13 protein-coding genes are annotated in these 14,010 nt (G+C 65.5%); 6 read left to right on the forward strand and 7 right to left on the reverse strand.

Translation table 11 applies throughout. The annotated features are described in order from the left end of the window. Positions 1-2: 2 nt before the first annotated feature. Positions 3-788: a LamB/YcsF family protein gene (locus tag BACI349Y_RS17980; RefSeq protein ID WP_159633961.1), complete on the reverse strand. Its 786-nt coding sequence runs from the start codon at positions 786-788 to the stop codon at positions 3-5. A 392-nt stretch (positions 789-1,180) separates the two neighbouring features. On the opposite strand from BACI349Y_RS17980, the gene nac reads away from it, so the two are divergent. Both nac and BACI349Y_RS17990 read left to right on the forward strand, forming a co-directional pair. Continuing rightward, entirely contained in the window at positions 1,181-2,131 is a 951-nt protein-coding gene (nac, locus tag BACI349Y_RS17985; RefSeq protein ID WP_159633964.1) for a nitrogen assimilation transcriptional regulator NAC, read from the forward strand. A 122-nt stretch (positions 2,132-2,253) separates the two neighbouring features. Continuing rightward, positions 2,254-2,496, forward strand: coding sequence for a hypothetical protein (locus BACI349Y_RS17990; protein WP_159633967.1), 243 nt, complete (start codon positions 2,254-2,256; stop codon positions 2,494-2,496). 149 nt (positions 2,497-2,645) lie between these two features. On the opposite strand, the gene BACI349Y_RS17995 is transcribed toward BACI349Y_RS17990, so the two are convergent. Next, entirely contained in the window at positions 2,646-3,341 is a 696-nt protein-coding gene (locus tag BACI349Y_RS17995) for a 4-carboxy-4-hydroxy-2-oxoadipate aldolase/oxaloacetate decarboxylase (RefSeq protein ID WP_159633970.1), read from the reverse strand. Between the two features lie 46 nt (positions 3,342-3,387). Continuing rightward, on the reverse strand, positions 3,388-4,596 hold the full coding sequence (locus BACI349Y_RS18000; protein WP_159633973.1) for an aspartate transaminase: 1,209 nt from the start codon (positions 4,594-4,596) through the stop codon (positions 3,388-3,390). A gap of 327 nt (positions 4,597-4,923) precedes the next feature. Here BACI349Y_RS18000 and BACI349Y_RS18005 point away from each other — a divergent pair, with 327 nt between their 5' ends. The 4 genes from BACI349Y_RS18005 (at position 4,924) to BACI349Y_RS18020 (ending at position 8,839) form a co-directional block, all read left to right on the forward strand. Beyond that, positions 4,924-5,478 (forward strand): hypothetical protein, encoded by a 555-nt coding sequence (locus BACI349Y_RS18005; protein WP_236560909.1) that lies wholly within the window; start codon positions 4,924-4,926, stop codon positions 5,476-5,478. Positions 5,479-5,723: 245 nt separating this feature from the next. Next, positions 5,724-7,103, forward strand: coding sequence for an MFS transporter (locus tag BACI349Y_RS18010; RefSeq protein WP_159633976.1), 1,380 nt, complete (start codon positions 5,724-5,726; stop codon positions 7,101-7,103). A gap of 238 nt (positions 7,104-7,341) precedes the next feature. Next, entirely contained in the window at positions 7,342-7,641 is a 300-nt protein-coding gene (locus BACI349Y_RS18015) for a DUF4193 domain-containing protein (RefSeq protein WP_018772148.1), read from the forward strand. A 127-nt stretch (positions 7,642-7,768) separates the two neighbouring features. Beyond that, positions 7,769-8,839 carry a quercetin 2,3-dioxygenase gene (locus BACI349Y_RS18020; RefSeq protein WP_159633979.1) on the forward strand — a complete coding sequence of 357 codons (1,071 nt, stop codon included), beginning with the start codon at positions 7,769-7,771 and terminating at the stop codon, positions 8,837-8,839. Between the two features lie 154 nt (positions 8,840-8,993). Here BACI349Y_RS18020 and BACI349Y_RS18025 read toward each other — a convergent pair whose 3' ends face one another. The 4 genes from BACI349Y_RS18025 to BACI349Y_RS18040 are packed head-to-tail and all read right to left on the reverse strand — an operon-like array spanning position 8,994 to position 13,782. Further along, a complete protein-coding gene (locus BACI349Y_RS18025; protein ID WP_159633982.1) occupies positions 8,994-10,229 on the reverse strand; it encodes a DUF3500 domain-containing protein in 1,236 nt (411 codons plus the stop codon). Continuing rightward, on the reverse strand, positions 10,207-11,973 hold the full coding sequence (locus BACI349Y_RS18030; protein WP_159633984.1) for an FAD-dependent monooxygenase: 1,767 nt from the start codon (positions 11,971-11,973) through the stop codon (positions 10,207-10,209). Before BACI349Y_RS18030 ends, BACI349Y_RS18025 begins: the two co-directional genes overlap by 23 nt. Then, positions 11,973-12,854: a fumarylacetoacetate hydrolase family protein gene (locus BACI349Y_RS18035; RefSeq protein WP_159633987.1), complete on the reverse strand. Its 882-nt coding sequence runs from the start codon at positions 12,852-12,854 to the stop codon at positions 11,973-11,975. The genes BACI349Y_RS18030 and BACI349Y_RS18035 overlap by 1 nt, the downstream gene beginning before the upstream one ends. Before the next feature lie 58 nt (positions 12,855-12,912). Then, the gene (locus BACI349Y_RS18040; protein WP_159633990.1) at positions 12,913-13,782 is read right to left on the reverse strand and encodes an alpha/beta hydrolase; all 870 of its coding nucleotides are present in this window, start codon (positions 13,780-13,782) and stop codon (positions 12,913-12,915) included. Between the last annotated feature and the right edge of the window lie 228 nt (positions 13,783-14,010).

Genomic DNA, 14,010 nt, shown 5'->3' on the forward strand with positions numbered 1-14,010 from the left:
GGTCAGGAAACCTTTTGCTTTGCGGCGAGCACCTGTGCCAGCGGGGCGATGGTGACGCCTGCGGCGATCAGTTCGCTGCGGATCAGGCGGGCAAGTTCGACGGCGCCCGGGTTGTCGCCGTGGAGCAGCACCGTGTCTGCCTGGATGGCGATGTCCCTGCCGGAGGCAGTCTCGATGAGGCCTTCAGTGACCATCCGAACGGTGCGCTGGACGATGACGGAGGGGTTGTGGATCACGGCGCCCGGCTCGCTGCGCGGCACCAGGGTGCCGTCATCCTGGTAGGCGCGGTCCGCGATGCCAACGATGGCCATCCGCAGGCCGCGCTCTACCGCAGCGGTGGCGAGTTCACCGTCCTGCGCCAGGATGATCAGCTTCGGGTCCACCCGGGCGGCGGCATCAGCTACGGCTCCGGCATAGTCCGCCCGGGTGGCCACGAGGTTGCCCAGGCGGCCGTGCGGTGCCAGGTGGGAGACGGAAGCGCCGTGGTAGGCCGCAAACGCCGACAGGGCTCCCAGCTGGTAGATGACGTCGGTGCGGACTTCGTCAGCTGTGAGGTCCATCGCCCGGCGGCCGAAGCCGCGGAGATCCGGGAAGCTCGGATGCGCACCGATGCCGACTCCCGTCCTGACACATTCAGCCACGGTGGCGTCCATAATGTCAGGGTCCCCGGCATGGAAGCCGCAGGCGATATTGGCGCTGGACACGATTTCCAGCAGGGCTTTGTCGTCACCGATCGAGTAGGCGCCAAAACCTTCACCAAGATCCGCTACGAGATCGACTGTGGGCATTACGGGCCTTCCTCTGCTGGTACTGCGGGTGTAAATCAGTGTGGCAGCGGGATAGGAGCCACACAAAGACGAATGCGGTATCACGCTATAGGGAACAGTTATGACCTTGGCCGGCGCTATTGACGGCGCAAAGAATGTACAGGGTCCTTGTTTCGTGACTATAAGAATGGTGCTTCCAATAAACTGCTTCCCTGCTTATGCGCAAAACATATGCCACCATCAAAATCGGTGATGGCCGGGGCGGGGATAGAATGTTCTGGTCATTGGAAAGTCATCTGCAATTAACCTATGCCCGAGACTCGGATCACACAAAGACGTAATGCCTGTCCCGCCATAGCGCCAATGTATGACCCCGCATGCTGAGCCGTCCCCGGCTGGAAAAGAGGAGCGCTATGGACACCCGGAAACTGGCGTACTTCGTGAAGATCGTCGACTCAGGAAGCATCACGAAGGCGGCCGCCGCCCTCCACGTGGCCCAGCCGGCGCTGAGCCAGCAGGTGTCGGCCCTGGAAACGGAGCTGAAGCAGCGGCTCCTGATCCGCAGCAAGCAGGGCGTGGAGCCCACGGCGGCCGGCCATACCCTGTACCGGCACGCGCAGACCATCCTGCGGCTCGTGGACCAGGCCAGGATCGATGTGGCAGCTTCAGGGGCGGCGCCTTCCGGCCGCGTCTCCATAGCAATCGCCCCCTACAGCATGGCGTCCAGCTTGACCCCGCGGATTATCAGTGAGGTGGGGCGGCGCTACCCCGACATCGTGCTGCACCTGACCGAGATTTACGGCGGCGTGCTCAGTGATGCCATCAAGAACGGGCGGCTGGACATGGCACTCATCTACGAGCCGGGGCCAATTCGCGGGGTGCAGTTCACCACCCTCATCGTCGAGGACCTGTACCTGATCGTGAACTCCCGGCGGGAGCTCCCGGTAGCGGCGGACGCTGACACGATCACCCTGGACGAGGTGGCTGACGTCGGGCTCTTCCTGCCGGAACAGATCCACACGCTGCGGCAGGTGGTTCAGGCGGGCATCGACAGCAGGGGCCTGAAGTTGAAGCTGGTGGGCGAGGTGGAATCAGTCCCATCCCTCACCCGGCTGCTCCGCACGGACCTCGGAGCCACCATCCTGCCCAAGTCGGCTGCGGACGCACTGTTCCACGAGGAGGACTTCCGGGTGCTGCGGATCGTCGAACCCGCGCTGCAGTGCAGGATCGCACTCTGCACCCCTGACCACGAGCCCCTGTCCGAAGCCGCGTCTGCCGTCCTGCTGGTACTCAAGGAAATGCTGCAGGAAATACTCCGGAGTAAATATTCCGCGCCCCCTGCCACGCCACTCGCGGCATCATAAGCGCGCCTTATCAGGTCACTCTGCTTTAGTCTTATTCAGGTAATTCAGCAGGTCCTAGGATAAAAGCCATAAAGGTTCGCCAAAGGCGCAACCCTGGCAATTAATTTCCCTGGAGCCCAGCCATGAAAAAGATCACCAGCGTGCAGTACCGGAAATCAGCTGAAAGAAGGATCCAGCTCAAAGCCGGCACCGGTTCCCACTGCCCCACCAACGGCTTCTGGCGTCCGGAGGACGCGCCCGCCACGGAACCGGTCTTCGTGTTCGAGGGAAGCATGATGCCGCCCGGAAAACGCGGCTCCACCATGTGGTACCTGGATGACGCCCAGGTGGGACCGCCTACCCACCTGCTGCCCGGCATGAACTGATCGGCGCATCGGCTTCAAAGCGGCAACAGGCAAGGCCCGGAGTTCCGAAAGGAACCCCGGGCCTCTGTGGTTTAACCCCATCGATTGCTGAGTATCTGCCGTTATGAGGGCTCAAAACGGCAATTACTCAGCAATCGATGGGTGTGGGGCTACAGGGCGGGTTCCAGTTCGGCGTCCTCCACCAGCAGACCCTTGGCCTTCAGCACATCGGTCAGCTTGCACAACTCGATGGTGGTGCCGCCTTCCTTGTAGCGGCGGATGAGGTCGTCCTCAGCGTCCACGCGTGCCTGCGACAGCTTAATGACTTCCTCGATCTCATCCTTGCGGACCACCACCACGCCGTCGGCATCACCCAGCAGGACGTCGCCCGGGTAGACAATCTCGTCGCCGAAGACCAGGGGATGGTTGATGGGGCCAATGGTTTCCTTGACGGTCCCCTTGATACAGATACTGCCGGAGAACACCGGCAGTCCGAGTTCAATCAGGTCCTTGGTGTCGCGGACACCGGAATCCGTGACCATACCGGCCAGGCCTTTCGCCTTCATGGCGTTGCCCAGCACGTCGCCAAACGTCCCGGCTTCGTCGTACTCACCGGCTGCCACCAGCACAACGTCGCCCTTCCGGGCGTAATGGATGGCCACCTGAAGCATCAGGTTGTCCCGCGGCGCACAGACTACGGTGACGGCGGGGCCGCAGAAGGACATGCTGCGGTCGATCGGCTTTATTTTCGAGCACAGGGCCCCTTTGCGGCCCTGTGCTTCGTGCACCGTGGCGGAGGAGAACTTGGAAAGCCGCTGAACGGCGTCTTCGGAAGGCCGGTCGAATTTCGTCTTGACGTGGATCATGTGGTGCTCCTGTTGTGTGGAAAGTCTGGGCAAAGTAGTGGTTGGGTCAGGCAAGAGCCGTGACGGCCTTTTCGATGGCCGCGATGGATTCCTCGATCACCGGCAGCCCGGTGGCATAGGAAATCCGGAAGTAGGGGCTCAGCCCGTACGCCGACCCCTGGATGACGGCAACAGAGGCCGCCTCCAGCAGGTACAGCGTGAAGTCCTCGTCGTTGGTGATCTTCCTGCCATCGGGCGTCGTCTTGCCGATGACCCCGGTGCAGTTGACGTACGCGTAAAAGGCGCCATCCGGCGTCGCGCACTCCAGGCCCTTGACCGCGTTCAGTCCGGAGACTGCCGCATCACGCCGTTCGCGGTACACCTCCACGCTGTCGCGGACGAACGTCTGGTCCCCGGTGAGTGCCGCGGCGGCAGCTGCCTGGCTGATAGAGGACGGGCAGGAGGACATTTGGGACTGCAGCTTGTTGATGGCAGCCACCAGGGGCGCCGGCCCTCCGGCGTAACCCAGCCGCCATCCGGTCATCGCGTAGGCCTTGGAGACCCCATTGGTGACCAGCACACGGTCCTTAAGCTCAGGGGCAACGGCCACCAGACTGGTGATGGGCTCTTCGCCGAAGTGGATCTCGTCGTAGATCTCATCAGTGAGGACGTAGACGGCAGGATGCTCCTTGAGGACGGCGGCCAGGCCTGCCAGTTCTTCGCGGGAGTACACCGCCCCTGTGGGGTTGGAGGGCGTATTGAGAATAACCCACTTGGCGCGCTCCGTCAGTGCCCCTGCCAGCGCCTCAGGGGTGAGTTTGAAACCGGTGTCCTCACCACAGGAAACGATGACGGGGGTGCCTTCGTTGGCGAGCACCATGTCCGGGTAGGAGACCCAGTACGGGGCGGGAATGACAACCTCGTCGCCTGCATCGAGTGTGGCCATGAACGCGGTGAAGATGACCTGCTTCCCGCCCCCTCCGATGGTGATCTCGCCCGGCGCGTACTGCTGGCCGGTTTTGCGATGCAGCGTCTGCAGGATGGCCTTTTGCAGTTCGGGCGTCCCGGTGACCGATGTGTATTTGGTTTCACCACGGCCGATGGCTGCGATGGCAGCGTCCTTGATGTGCTGGGGCGTGTCGAAATCCGGCTCGCCGACCGTCAGGTCCAGGATCCGGCGGCCCTCGGCCTTGAGCTCCCGGACACGGGCCGCCGCGGCAACGCTGGGTGAGGATTTGATACGGGTTACGCGTGATGCGGGCACGAATTCAGGCATGGTCTCTTCCAGGCTTCCGGTACGGATGAGGGTTGTTCCATCGAGCCTAGGGAAGGAGCCGCCCTCTTGGATAAGACCTAAAGTGCGTGGACAGATAAGCAGCCCTTATGACGGAGCAGCCAAAACTTTCGCCTATTGCTCCACGCACTTTCGGTATTGCCTTACCGGATTGCCGGCGGCGTAACCTGCAGGGTGGATAACGGGCCCACTGAAGGCCAAGCGCCGCCGCGACGCCTTCCAGGCCAGCGTCCCGAACCGCGGGAGAGGTACGCCTGCTGGCAGGAAGCCACGCGGGCATGAAGTCACCAACGGAGACAAGGAGCAGAGGTGCCTCGCAGAGAGATGCAGGAAAGGATTCCTCCGCGAACAGCCGGCACCGGGGCCGGCGCAGCAGCGTACCGGTACCGTGGCGTCCCGAAGCCAGACCCCGCCACGGCCCGCGCCCAACAAGCCCTGGCCATGCTGGCCCAGCTGCGGACGACCCTCGCACTTCGGTCCAGCAGGGTACGTGCCCTCACCGCCGAGCTGGGTGATTGCCTTGCCCAGGCCGTGTGCGACGGCGTGAAGATTTCCGCCGTCGCGAAGGCCGCCGGCCAGCCTGCCGCCAGTATCCGGTCTGCCACGCTGGCACGCGGCGGGCTGTACCCCTCCGGCCAAACCCGAAGCGGTCATCTTCACCTCATTGCGGGATTGGCTTCGGAGCTGGCGGCAGCCGAAGGCGCCCGGAGTGATGCGGAAGAACAACGAACGCAGGTACTGGCCCTGGCCAGGAAATCCCGGCTCCTGGACGACTACCAACTTGCCGGGGCAAGCGGCCTGAAGTCCGACGAAATCCGCAAAATGACCAGGGGCGTCGGCTTGCGTGTGGCCCATCCGCAATGATCGTCCAGGGTCTCCGGTTCTTCGGCTCCAAGCCATAACAAATCGCTATGTAGGTACATAAAAGAGGACTTTGTGTGACCCACACCGCAAACGTTAACTTGATGTCTGGGGCCGGTCCGCAAAAGCCGTCAACACGACTTGCGAGAGAGCTCACAGCAGGACCGGCCGGATATTCCACTCAAGATCTCTTTCCGAGAGCCCAGGTTTAGCGGCAACCGGTGTTCACCATCACCCACGGAGACGAAATGACAGAAACAACCCTTCCCAGGAAGACCCCGGTCAGGGCCGCAATCGCGGCCTGGATCGGTACGACGTTGGAGTACTACGACTTCGCGGTGTATGGCACCTCGTCGGCGTTGGTTCTGAACGTGCTCTTCTTTTCACCCGAGCTGCCCCAGGGCCTCAGCGTGCTGCTCGCCATGATCACCTTCGCGGTCGGCTACGCGGTACGCCCGCTCGGCTCCCTCATCCTGGGGCCGCTGGGCGATCGCCGCGGCCGCAAGTTCGTCATGATGATCACGCTGTTCGGCATCGGCGGCTGCACCTTCCTGATCGGGTGCCTGCCCACCTACGCCCAGATCGGTCCTCTTGCTCCGATCTTGCTCGTGCTGATCCGCGTCATCCAGGGACTGTGCCTTTCCGGCGAGCAGCCCAGTGCCATCACCATGAGCCTGGAGCATGCCTCCGAAGGCCGGCGCGGGTTCCTCGCGAGCTTCACCACCTTGGGTTCCTCCTCAGGCACGCTGCTCACCCTGCTGGTCTTCATCCCGATCGCCGCTATGCCCTCGGATCAGTTGCTGAGCTGGGGCTGGCGGCTGCCGTTCTGGGCCTCCGCCCTCGTGGTGGTCGCTGCTTACCTGATCCGCCGCCACGTCCAGGAGCCGCCCGAGTTCGTAAAGGCCCAGGCCGCCAAAGCGAATGTTGCCCCTCTCCGGCATCTTCTGCGCTTCCACTGGCGTGCAGTGCTGCGGATCGTATTCTGTGCCCTCATCGCGGGCACCAGCTACATGATGCAGACCTTCTCGGTAGCCTTCGGGACCGCCGGGTACAAGCTGGATAAGCCAACCATGCTCCTGACGACCACAGTCTCGGCCGTAATCGCCCTCGGAATCACGCCCCTGGCGGGATTCCTTGTGGACAAGATCGGCCGCAAAACGATGTTCCTTATTGCAACGGGCGGCGTAGGCGTCACTATGGTGCCCTACCTGTGGTCGATCACCACCGGCAACTGGTCGCTGATCTTCCTGTTTGGCATCATCAACTACTCCCTCTTCTACTCAATGGTGAACGCGTCCTGGCCGTCGTTCTTCGCGGAGATGTTCCCCGGCCGGCTGCGCGTCTCCGGGCTCGCCCTTGGCACCCAAATCGGCTTCGCCATCTCGGGCGTCATCGGCCCCGTTCTCTCGACAGCACTCGCTGGCCCCGACCTGAAAGATTGGGTCGGACCATCCATGGTCGCTCTCGGGTTCATGGTCCTGGCAGGAATCTCAGCCCTCACCGCCAAGGAGACCAAAAAGTACACCCTCAAGGAGCTCGACGAGGTGCAGCAGAGCGAGCAGGAAACGTCTGTCCTCACGGCCGCGGCCATGTCCCCAAGCACAGCTGCCCGCGGCCTCGCTGGTTAGCCCGAAAAGCAGAGGTGACAGGTCATCGCCCCCTGAGATGATCGCGTACTAGCTGTACGGGCCACAACGTTGATTCCGTTGTGAACAAGTGAAGACCTCTTAGTGACGGCAGCAACACAGCCAACAATTAAGAGGTCTTCACTTTGCGCACGGGCAGGGAATTAGTTGCGCCCATCCGGCGTTGTCGATCTGTCCAGAACAATCTGGACATCAGCAGCTGGACAGGAGAACACACCACATGTCAGTTGACTACGACGCTCCGCGGGTGACTCCCGAGGAAGAGCCGAACGTCGCCTTGGAGGAGCTGAAGTCCGACAAGTCCGGCCGCCGGGAGGCCGCTCCCGACATGGACGAAACGGACCTCGCGGACAGCTTCGAGCTGCCCGGCGCCGACCTCTCCAACGAGGAACTCCTCATCCAGGTGGTCCCGGTGCAGGCAGACGAATTCACGTGCATGTCCTGCTTCCTGGTGCATCACCGCAGCCAGTTGGCCCGTGAGAAGGACGGCAAGAAGTACTGCAAGGAATGTGAGGGGTAGCAGGGGGACGATGGCCGGCCACGTTCTGATTTCAACTAATGGAATCAGGGCTCGTGGCCGGGGCGTGGGACAGCCATGATGTAGGTCACGCTCCGGCAAGGGCCGGCCGACTGGAAAGAAGGAAACCATGTCCCTCAGCGTTGAGGAAATGAACAAGCAGCTCCCGGTGGCCAACGCGCTGCCCGGCGAGGCGGTCCCGTATTACATGGCGTCGGGCGAAGGCGCACGCTACGAGATCAACGGCCAGCTGGTCACGGTCATCGCCCGCGCCGCCGACACCGGGGGCATCTTCAGCGCTGCCTACATCTCCGGCGGCATGGGCGCTGAGTCGCCGTTCGTCAGCCACAAAGTGGAGCACAAGACGCTCTACATTTTCGACGGGATCCTGCATGTCTGGCTGCCGGGCGAGAGCCGCATCCTCACCCCCGGCGACTCCGTGGTCATCCCGCCCAACACGCCGCACGCGTACCGGATGGCCAGCCACTACACCCGCTTCCTGAACTGGATGACGCCCGGCGGCGGCGAGGCCTACTACGAGCGGGTGGGCACGCCCATCGATTCGCACGTCCCGCCGGTGCGCCCCGGCCACAAGGCCAGCCTGCAGGAGCAGGCAGAGGTGGGCGCCGAGTTTGGCATCACGTTCCCTGACCTTGAGCGTGTGGCGCCGTCGTTCAAGCACGACGCCGGGCTGCCGCCCACGCAGAGCCCGTACTTCCTCAGTGCCGGGGAGGGTGAGCGCCTGGTCAGCTACCAGACCATGTTCACCTACCTGTCCCGGCCCGCCAACACCGGTTCCAACTACTTCGCCGTGCACACCAAAGGCGCCAAAACCCCCTACATCCCGATGCACTTCCACTCCCAGCACACGGAGAACTTCCTCTGCACCGAGGGCCGGATGTGGCTCTACGCCAACGGCCGGGAGATGCTCCTGACCAAGGGCGACTTCGTGCACGCCCCCGCCGGGACCATCCACTCGTTCGCGCTCGATGCCCACAACACCCAGATGGTGGGCTTCCTGACGCCGTCGGTGTTCAACGGCTTCTTCGAGTACTTCAACACGCCCACCGATGACTACATGTACACCGAGGGCGGCGAGCCGTACATGGACATGGAGGGCTTCGGGCGCGCCCAGGCCGAGATGGACCTGACCGTCGTCGGACCCCCGCCGCAGCGCCGCGCAGCCCTGGACATCCCCTAAACCAATCCACCACAGAAGGCCCGGACTTCCGAGAGGAAATCCGGGCCTTCTGGTTTTTAAAACCCATCGATTGCTGAGTAACTGCCGTTATGGCGCTCCAAAACGGCAGTTACTCAGCAATCGATGGTAGGTGGGTCGGTGAATGGTGGGTGGGTCAGGGGGTGGCTTGCCTGACGAGTTCGCGGCCGTAGTCGTTGCCGTTGGGGGTGCGGACCACGGTGTGCATGTGGAACGGGGCGGGCTGGTCGTTGCTGAGGAAGACGCCGGTGTGGTGGTCCAGTTCCAGCACCACCACAGGGCTCTGCACCCGGAAGTAGAACGCTTCCTCCCCTTCCCAGCCGCCGATCCAGCTGAAGAATGTTTCGCCGTAGTGTTCCTGGATCTCCCGGCGGCGGGCGGCACGGGGGCCGTCCGGCAGGTAGGCGATGAAGTCCTCCACCACGGCGTCGAGCAGTTCCCGGGTTCCGGGCGGCATGTCGGTGACCGGGATGCCCTCGTACGGGATCACCCGGTTGTCCTGGAAGCAGCCGCCCAAGTGCCGTTCGTCGCCCGGGTGGAGGCGCCCCGCGGGCATGGCCGGGTCCACCATCTCCGCATAAACAACAGCACGGTCCCGCAGGTCCGCGGGCAGGGCGGCCATCAGCTGCCGGGCCAGGGCGATGCGCTCCTTGAACACTTTGACGCCCTGATGTGGGCCGGCGTCGATCATGTCCGGCTCGGCGCCCATGAACACCGGCGAGACCACCAGCTGCGTCCCGGCCACCAGGCAGTTCAGCGCCGCGTGGTGGCCGAACAGCTGCCACCCCCACGGTTCCGTCTCGGACGGCTCCCCATACAGCGCGAAGTTGTAGCTGAACTCGTTCATGAGCAGCGGCAGCTCCACAAGGTCGCCCAGGAACCCGTTGATCCGCATCAGGTTCCGCACCAGTTCAAACCCGGCCGGGCTCAGCGAAGCCTCCACCACGCCAAGCACCGCATCCCGCACGGGAGCGGCAACCTCGTCCAGCCGCAGCCCGGTGTCGTGCTGCATGAACTCGGGGTTGGCCCAGCTCTGCCACTCCGGCGCGTCCACGGCGTAGCAGAGCTTCCCGGCCTGGTCCGCGGTGACAGCGCCAAGCAGCTTCCGCGCCGCAGCCACCATGTCCGCGGTGGGCGCTTCCTCCCCGGGCCGGGCAGGTGCCAGCGGGTAGAGGTATTCCCGGCGGACGCCGTCGCTGGTGATGCCCGTAAACAGCTGCGGATAGAGCTTCCGCCAGCCCTCGATCATGGGCCCGGCGAACGCATCGGACGTGGCGGCCTCGGCGTATTCGCGGGCATCCAGTCCGCGGATGCCCGCCACGCGGGGGTGGTCCGGGGCGAAGAGGAAATCACGGAATGACGGCGTCGACACGGGCGCTCCTGGTCTCGATGGAAGGTGCAGGTTCTTCAGGACGTGCGGGAGGGAAAGCGGTCGCCCAGCCCGCGGCGGCGGACAGCGCGGCGGCGGCCTCCACCGGGGAGTTGCCGCGCCAGGCCACGTGCTGGTCCGGACGGACCAGCACGGCAGCAGCGCCCCACAGGTCCGCAAGGTGCGTTCCGTCGTCGGAAGGCCCGACGGCGGCCACGGTCACCGGGATGCCCTGCCGGCCACCGGCTGCCAGGACCGGCTCGAAAACTTCGGCGGCGTCCACCCCGCCCAGCGATCCGGCGTCGGCCAGCAGTGTGAAGCCCGCACCAAGGGCGCTGTACAGGGACCGGGAATCCGCCAGCCAGGCGTGCGGCAGCAGGGCCCCCGGAGCAGCGGACGGAATGTACCGGATGGGGTCCTCGTCGGGGAGGGCAGAACCGTCCGGCAGCACCACGGGCGAGCGACCGTACGCGTAGCCCAGCACCAGGCCCAGGGAATCGAACTCGCTCTGCTTCACGGCGAGGGCCAGGTGCGCAGCCCCGCGGGCGGCATCCCCCGCAGGGCCGGCCGCAACCAGGTCCGGGTCTGCGAAGTGGTAGGCCAGGGCCTTGCCGTTGGTGGCGGCGTCGCGGATGGTGCGCGCAGCCACCGGCCGGCGTTCCGCCCCGTAGCTGGCGAGGAGTCCGGGCCCGGCCCAGCCGTTGATCGTGGCGGCGAGCTTCCAGGCCAGGTTGGCGGCGTCGCCGATGCAGGTGTTGAAACCGTGGCCTCCCCAGGGCGGGTTGAGGTGGGCGGCGTCCCCCACCAGGAAGACGTTGCCGCGGCTGTATTCGGGAGCCAGCAGCATCCGGGCCGTCCACGGGTCCGTGGCCACCACGTCGATGTCCACGTCCGAGCCCACCAGGGAGCGGACCATCGCGGCCGCCTCCCCGGCAGTGACCGTCACGGACGGATCCACGCCCTGGACGATGGCCCACCACGTGCCGTCACGGTCCATGGGTCCCACCATGCCGGAGGTCTCCGAGCCCACCACCCAGTACTGCACCGCAGGATCCAAAGAGACAGCGGACGCCAGCGATTTCGAGCGGAAGAGGATGCTGATGTTGGACAGCTCGGCGGAGCCGCCCTCAAGCCGCAGCCCCAGGCTGCGGCGCACGGCGGAGGACCCGCCGTCGGCCCCGATGACGTACTCCGCGGCGATGGTGCGGGACGCACCTTCGGGATCCCCAACGACGACGGCGCAGGGTGCCGTGGCGGCCCCGCCTTCAGGGGCACTCACGCCAGTGACGGTGCACCCGGCCAGGAACGTCACCAGCGGATGGCTTTCGACGGCGGCCCGGAGCACCTCCTCGAGGACGGGCTGCGGTACCTGCTGGCCGCACTCCGGCTGCGGCCCGTAGCGGCCGGGAACCAGCTGGAAGGCGTTGCGGAACCGGCGCAGCTCGTACGCGGAAAGCCCGGTGAGGCCGGTGCAGAAGATGACGTCCTGGGCGTATTCCACCGGCAGCGGCGCGGCGTCCCGGAGGACCTCGGCGAGGCCCAGCCGGCGCAGGTGCGTCATGGTGCGGGCATTGGTGGTCTTGGCACGCGGCCGGGTGTGGTCCAGCGCTGTCCGCGGTTCGATGACGGTGCTGGGCACGCCGCGGGAGGCGAGATCCAGGGCCAGGAAGAGTCCGCTGGGGCCACCCCCGGCAATCAGGACCTGTGCCTCCGGCGGCAGGTCCGCCGCGGTATGAAAGGCGTTCATCAGGCACGGCTCCGAAGGGAAATGTCGCCCACCGGCGTGGTCAGGATGCCCAGCTTCTCTATCTCCACTTCCACGGTATCGCCGGGCTGCAGCAGCCACTGCGGGGTGCGGGCGTAGCCCACGCCTTCGGGGGTGCCGGTGGCGATGACGTCCCCCGGGTGCAGGGTGAAGGTTTCGCTGATGAGCGAAATGATGGCTGGGACGGAGAAGATCATGTCGCGGGTGTTGCCGTTCTGGGCTTCGATCCCGTTGACGCGGGTGCGGACCTGGAGCCCGTCGCGCAGGTCGCCCACCTCGTCGCGGCTGACGACGGGACCCAGGGGGCCGCTGAAATCGCCGTTCTTGCCCAGGGTCCACTGCGAAGTGAGCTTCTGGGCCCTGCGGGAGGTGATGTCGTTGAATGTGGAGTAGCCAAAGACGGCATCCGCGGCGGTGTCCTCGTCGGCGGACTCCACCCGGCGGCCGATGTAAGCGGCAACTTCGCCTTCCCAGTCCAGCCCTGCCTCACCCGTCGGGACGGGGACGGGCACGTTGCCCACGGACAGGGAAGCTGTCCACCGGGCGAACAGCGTGGGGTACGGCGGGAGTTCCTGGTCCTTGAAGCTGCCCTCGGCAACGTGCGCCTTGTAGTTCAGCCCCACGCAGATCACCCGCGCGGAGGCGGGGACCAGCGGCACCTCGGTGACGCTGCCGCGTTCCAGCCAGCCCTCGCCGTCGGACGCTTCAGCGTGTGCCGCGCCGGCAACCAGGGCTGCCGCCTTGTCCTGCCAGCCCTCGGCGTCGGCCCAGAAATCGTCGGCCGGCGTGAGCGGGAGGACACGGGAGCCGGCGAGCGCCGCTGCCCAGGGTCCGCCGTGGTGAGTGATGCCGATGAACTGCATGGGAGGCCTTTCGGTCTGGTCCGGGGTGCGGGTATTGCCCCGGCATGGTGGTGGGAAATCAGTGCTGTTCCGACTGGCGGCGGAGGAAATCGATGGTGGCGGCAATGGCCTGTTCCGCGGCACCGCTGTTGCCGTCCGGGCTGGCCCACATGTGGTCCGCGCCCTCCAGCAGGAGGAGTTCGACGGCGTTGCCCGAGTCTTCCAGCACCCCGGCCAGCGAGGTGGACTGCGCCACCGGGACGAAGCGGTCCGCCGTTCCATGGATGAGGAGGAAAGGCGGGGCGCCTGCGTGGACGTAGCTGAGGGGGCTTGCGGCCCTGGCCTTGTCCGGGGCGCCGGCCGGCTGCGCGCCGATCAGCAGCGCTTCGCGGGATCCGGGATCATCCGCCCGGGCCACGGCATCCGGACGTGCCTGTCCACCCATCCTGAGCAAGTCCGTGGGCGGGTACCAGGCCACGACGCCGGCAACCCGGTCGTCGTCCGGCGCGTCGATGCCGGCATGGACCGGGAAATCCGCGGTCAGGCCCAGGAGGCTGGCCAGGTGGCCGCCGGCCGAGTCGCCCCAGGCGTAGATGCGGTGCGGGTCCACGCCGTATTCGGCCGCGTGGGCGCGGAGCCAGCGGACAGCTGCCTTGGCGTCCAGCAGCTGGGCCGGGAACGTGGCGACCGTGCTGAGCCGGTAGTCCGCCGAGGCCACGACGAACCCGGCATCGGCCAGCTGCTCGATGGGGCTGAGTCCGAAACCGTCAACAGCGGGGCCCAGCGAAGACCGCTCCCCCGTCCGCCAGCCGCCGCCGTGGAAGTGGACCACCGCCGGCCGGCCGCCCTGGCGCGTTGCTCCCGCGGGCAGGTAGAGGTCCAGCAGCAGCGGCTCCGCGTTCTGTGGCCGGGCGAACTCGATCCCCTTGAGGATCCGCCGTCCCGTCATCGTTGACTCCATGTGTAGCGCGCCGTTTCTGTGCTGTGTGTTGAAGCGTTGGTGAACTGCTCAATGGGCTGGGCGGGGCCCGCAACGGGCCCCTCGTTCATGGACTCAACTCTGTGCCATGGGCCGCCCCGCACGCGCCGCCAGTTTCACTGAATGAAACTGGTTCCCTGCACGCAGTATCCTGGCCGGCGTCGCGTGCGCCGGGGTTGAACCTGACGCGGCGTCAGG

The sequence above is a fragment of the Arthrobacter sp. 8AJ genome (assembly GCF_902506025.1).
Lineage (GTDB): Bacteria > Actinomycetota > Actinomycetes > Actinomycetales > Micrococcaceae > Arthrobacter.

Excerpts from the sequence above, each read along its gene's own strand:
- BACI349Y_RS17980 (WP_159633961.1), bottom strand. The coding sequence starts at position 788 with ATGCCCACAGTCGATCTCGTAGCGGATCTTGGTGAAGGTTTTGGCGCC.
- nac (WP_159633964.1), top strand. The coding sequence starts at position 1,181 with ATGGACACCCGGAAACTGGCGTACTTCGTGAAGATCGTCGACTCAGGA.
- BACI349Y_RS17990 (WP_159633967.1), top strand. The coding sequence starts at position 2,254 with ATGAAAAAGATCACCAGCGTGCAGTACCGGAAATCAGCTGAAAGAAGG.
- BACI349Y_RS17995 (WP_159633970.1), bottom strand. The coding sequence starts at position 3,341 with ATGATCCACGTCAAGACGAAATTCGACCGGCCTTCCGAAGACGCCGTT.
- BACI349Y_RS18000 (WP_159633973.1), bottom strand. The coding sequence starts at position 4,596 with ATGCCTGAATTCGTGCCCGCATCACGCGTAACCCGTATCAAATCCTCA.
- BACI349Y_RS18010 (WP_159633976.1), top strand. The coding sequence starts at position 5,724 with ATGACAGAAACAACCCTTCCCAGGAAGACCCCGGTCAGGGCCGCAATC.
- BACI349Y_RS18015 (WP_018772148.1), top strand. The coding sequence starts at position 7,342 with ATGTCAGTTGACTACGACGCTCCGCGGGTGACTCCCGAGGAAGAGCCG.
- BACI349Y_RS18020 (WP_159633979.1), top strand. The coding sequence starts at position 7,769 with ATGTCCCTCAGCGTTGAGGAAATGAACAAGCAGCTCCCGGTGGCCAAC.
- BACI349Y_RS18030 (WP_159633984.1), bottom strand. The coding sequence starts at position 11,973 with ATGAACGCCTTTCATACCGCGGCGGACCTGCCGCCGGAGGCACAGGTC.
- BACI349Y_RS18035 (WP_159633987.1), bottom strand. The coding sequence starts at position 12,854 with ATGCAGTTCATCGGCATCACTCACCACGGCGGACCCTGGGCAGCGGCG.
- BACI349Y_RS18040 (WP_159633990.1), bottom strand. The coding sequence starts at position 13,782 with ATGACGGGACGGCGGATCCTCAAGGGGATCGAGTTCGCCCGGCCACAG.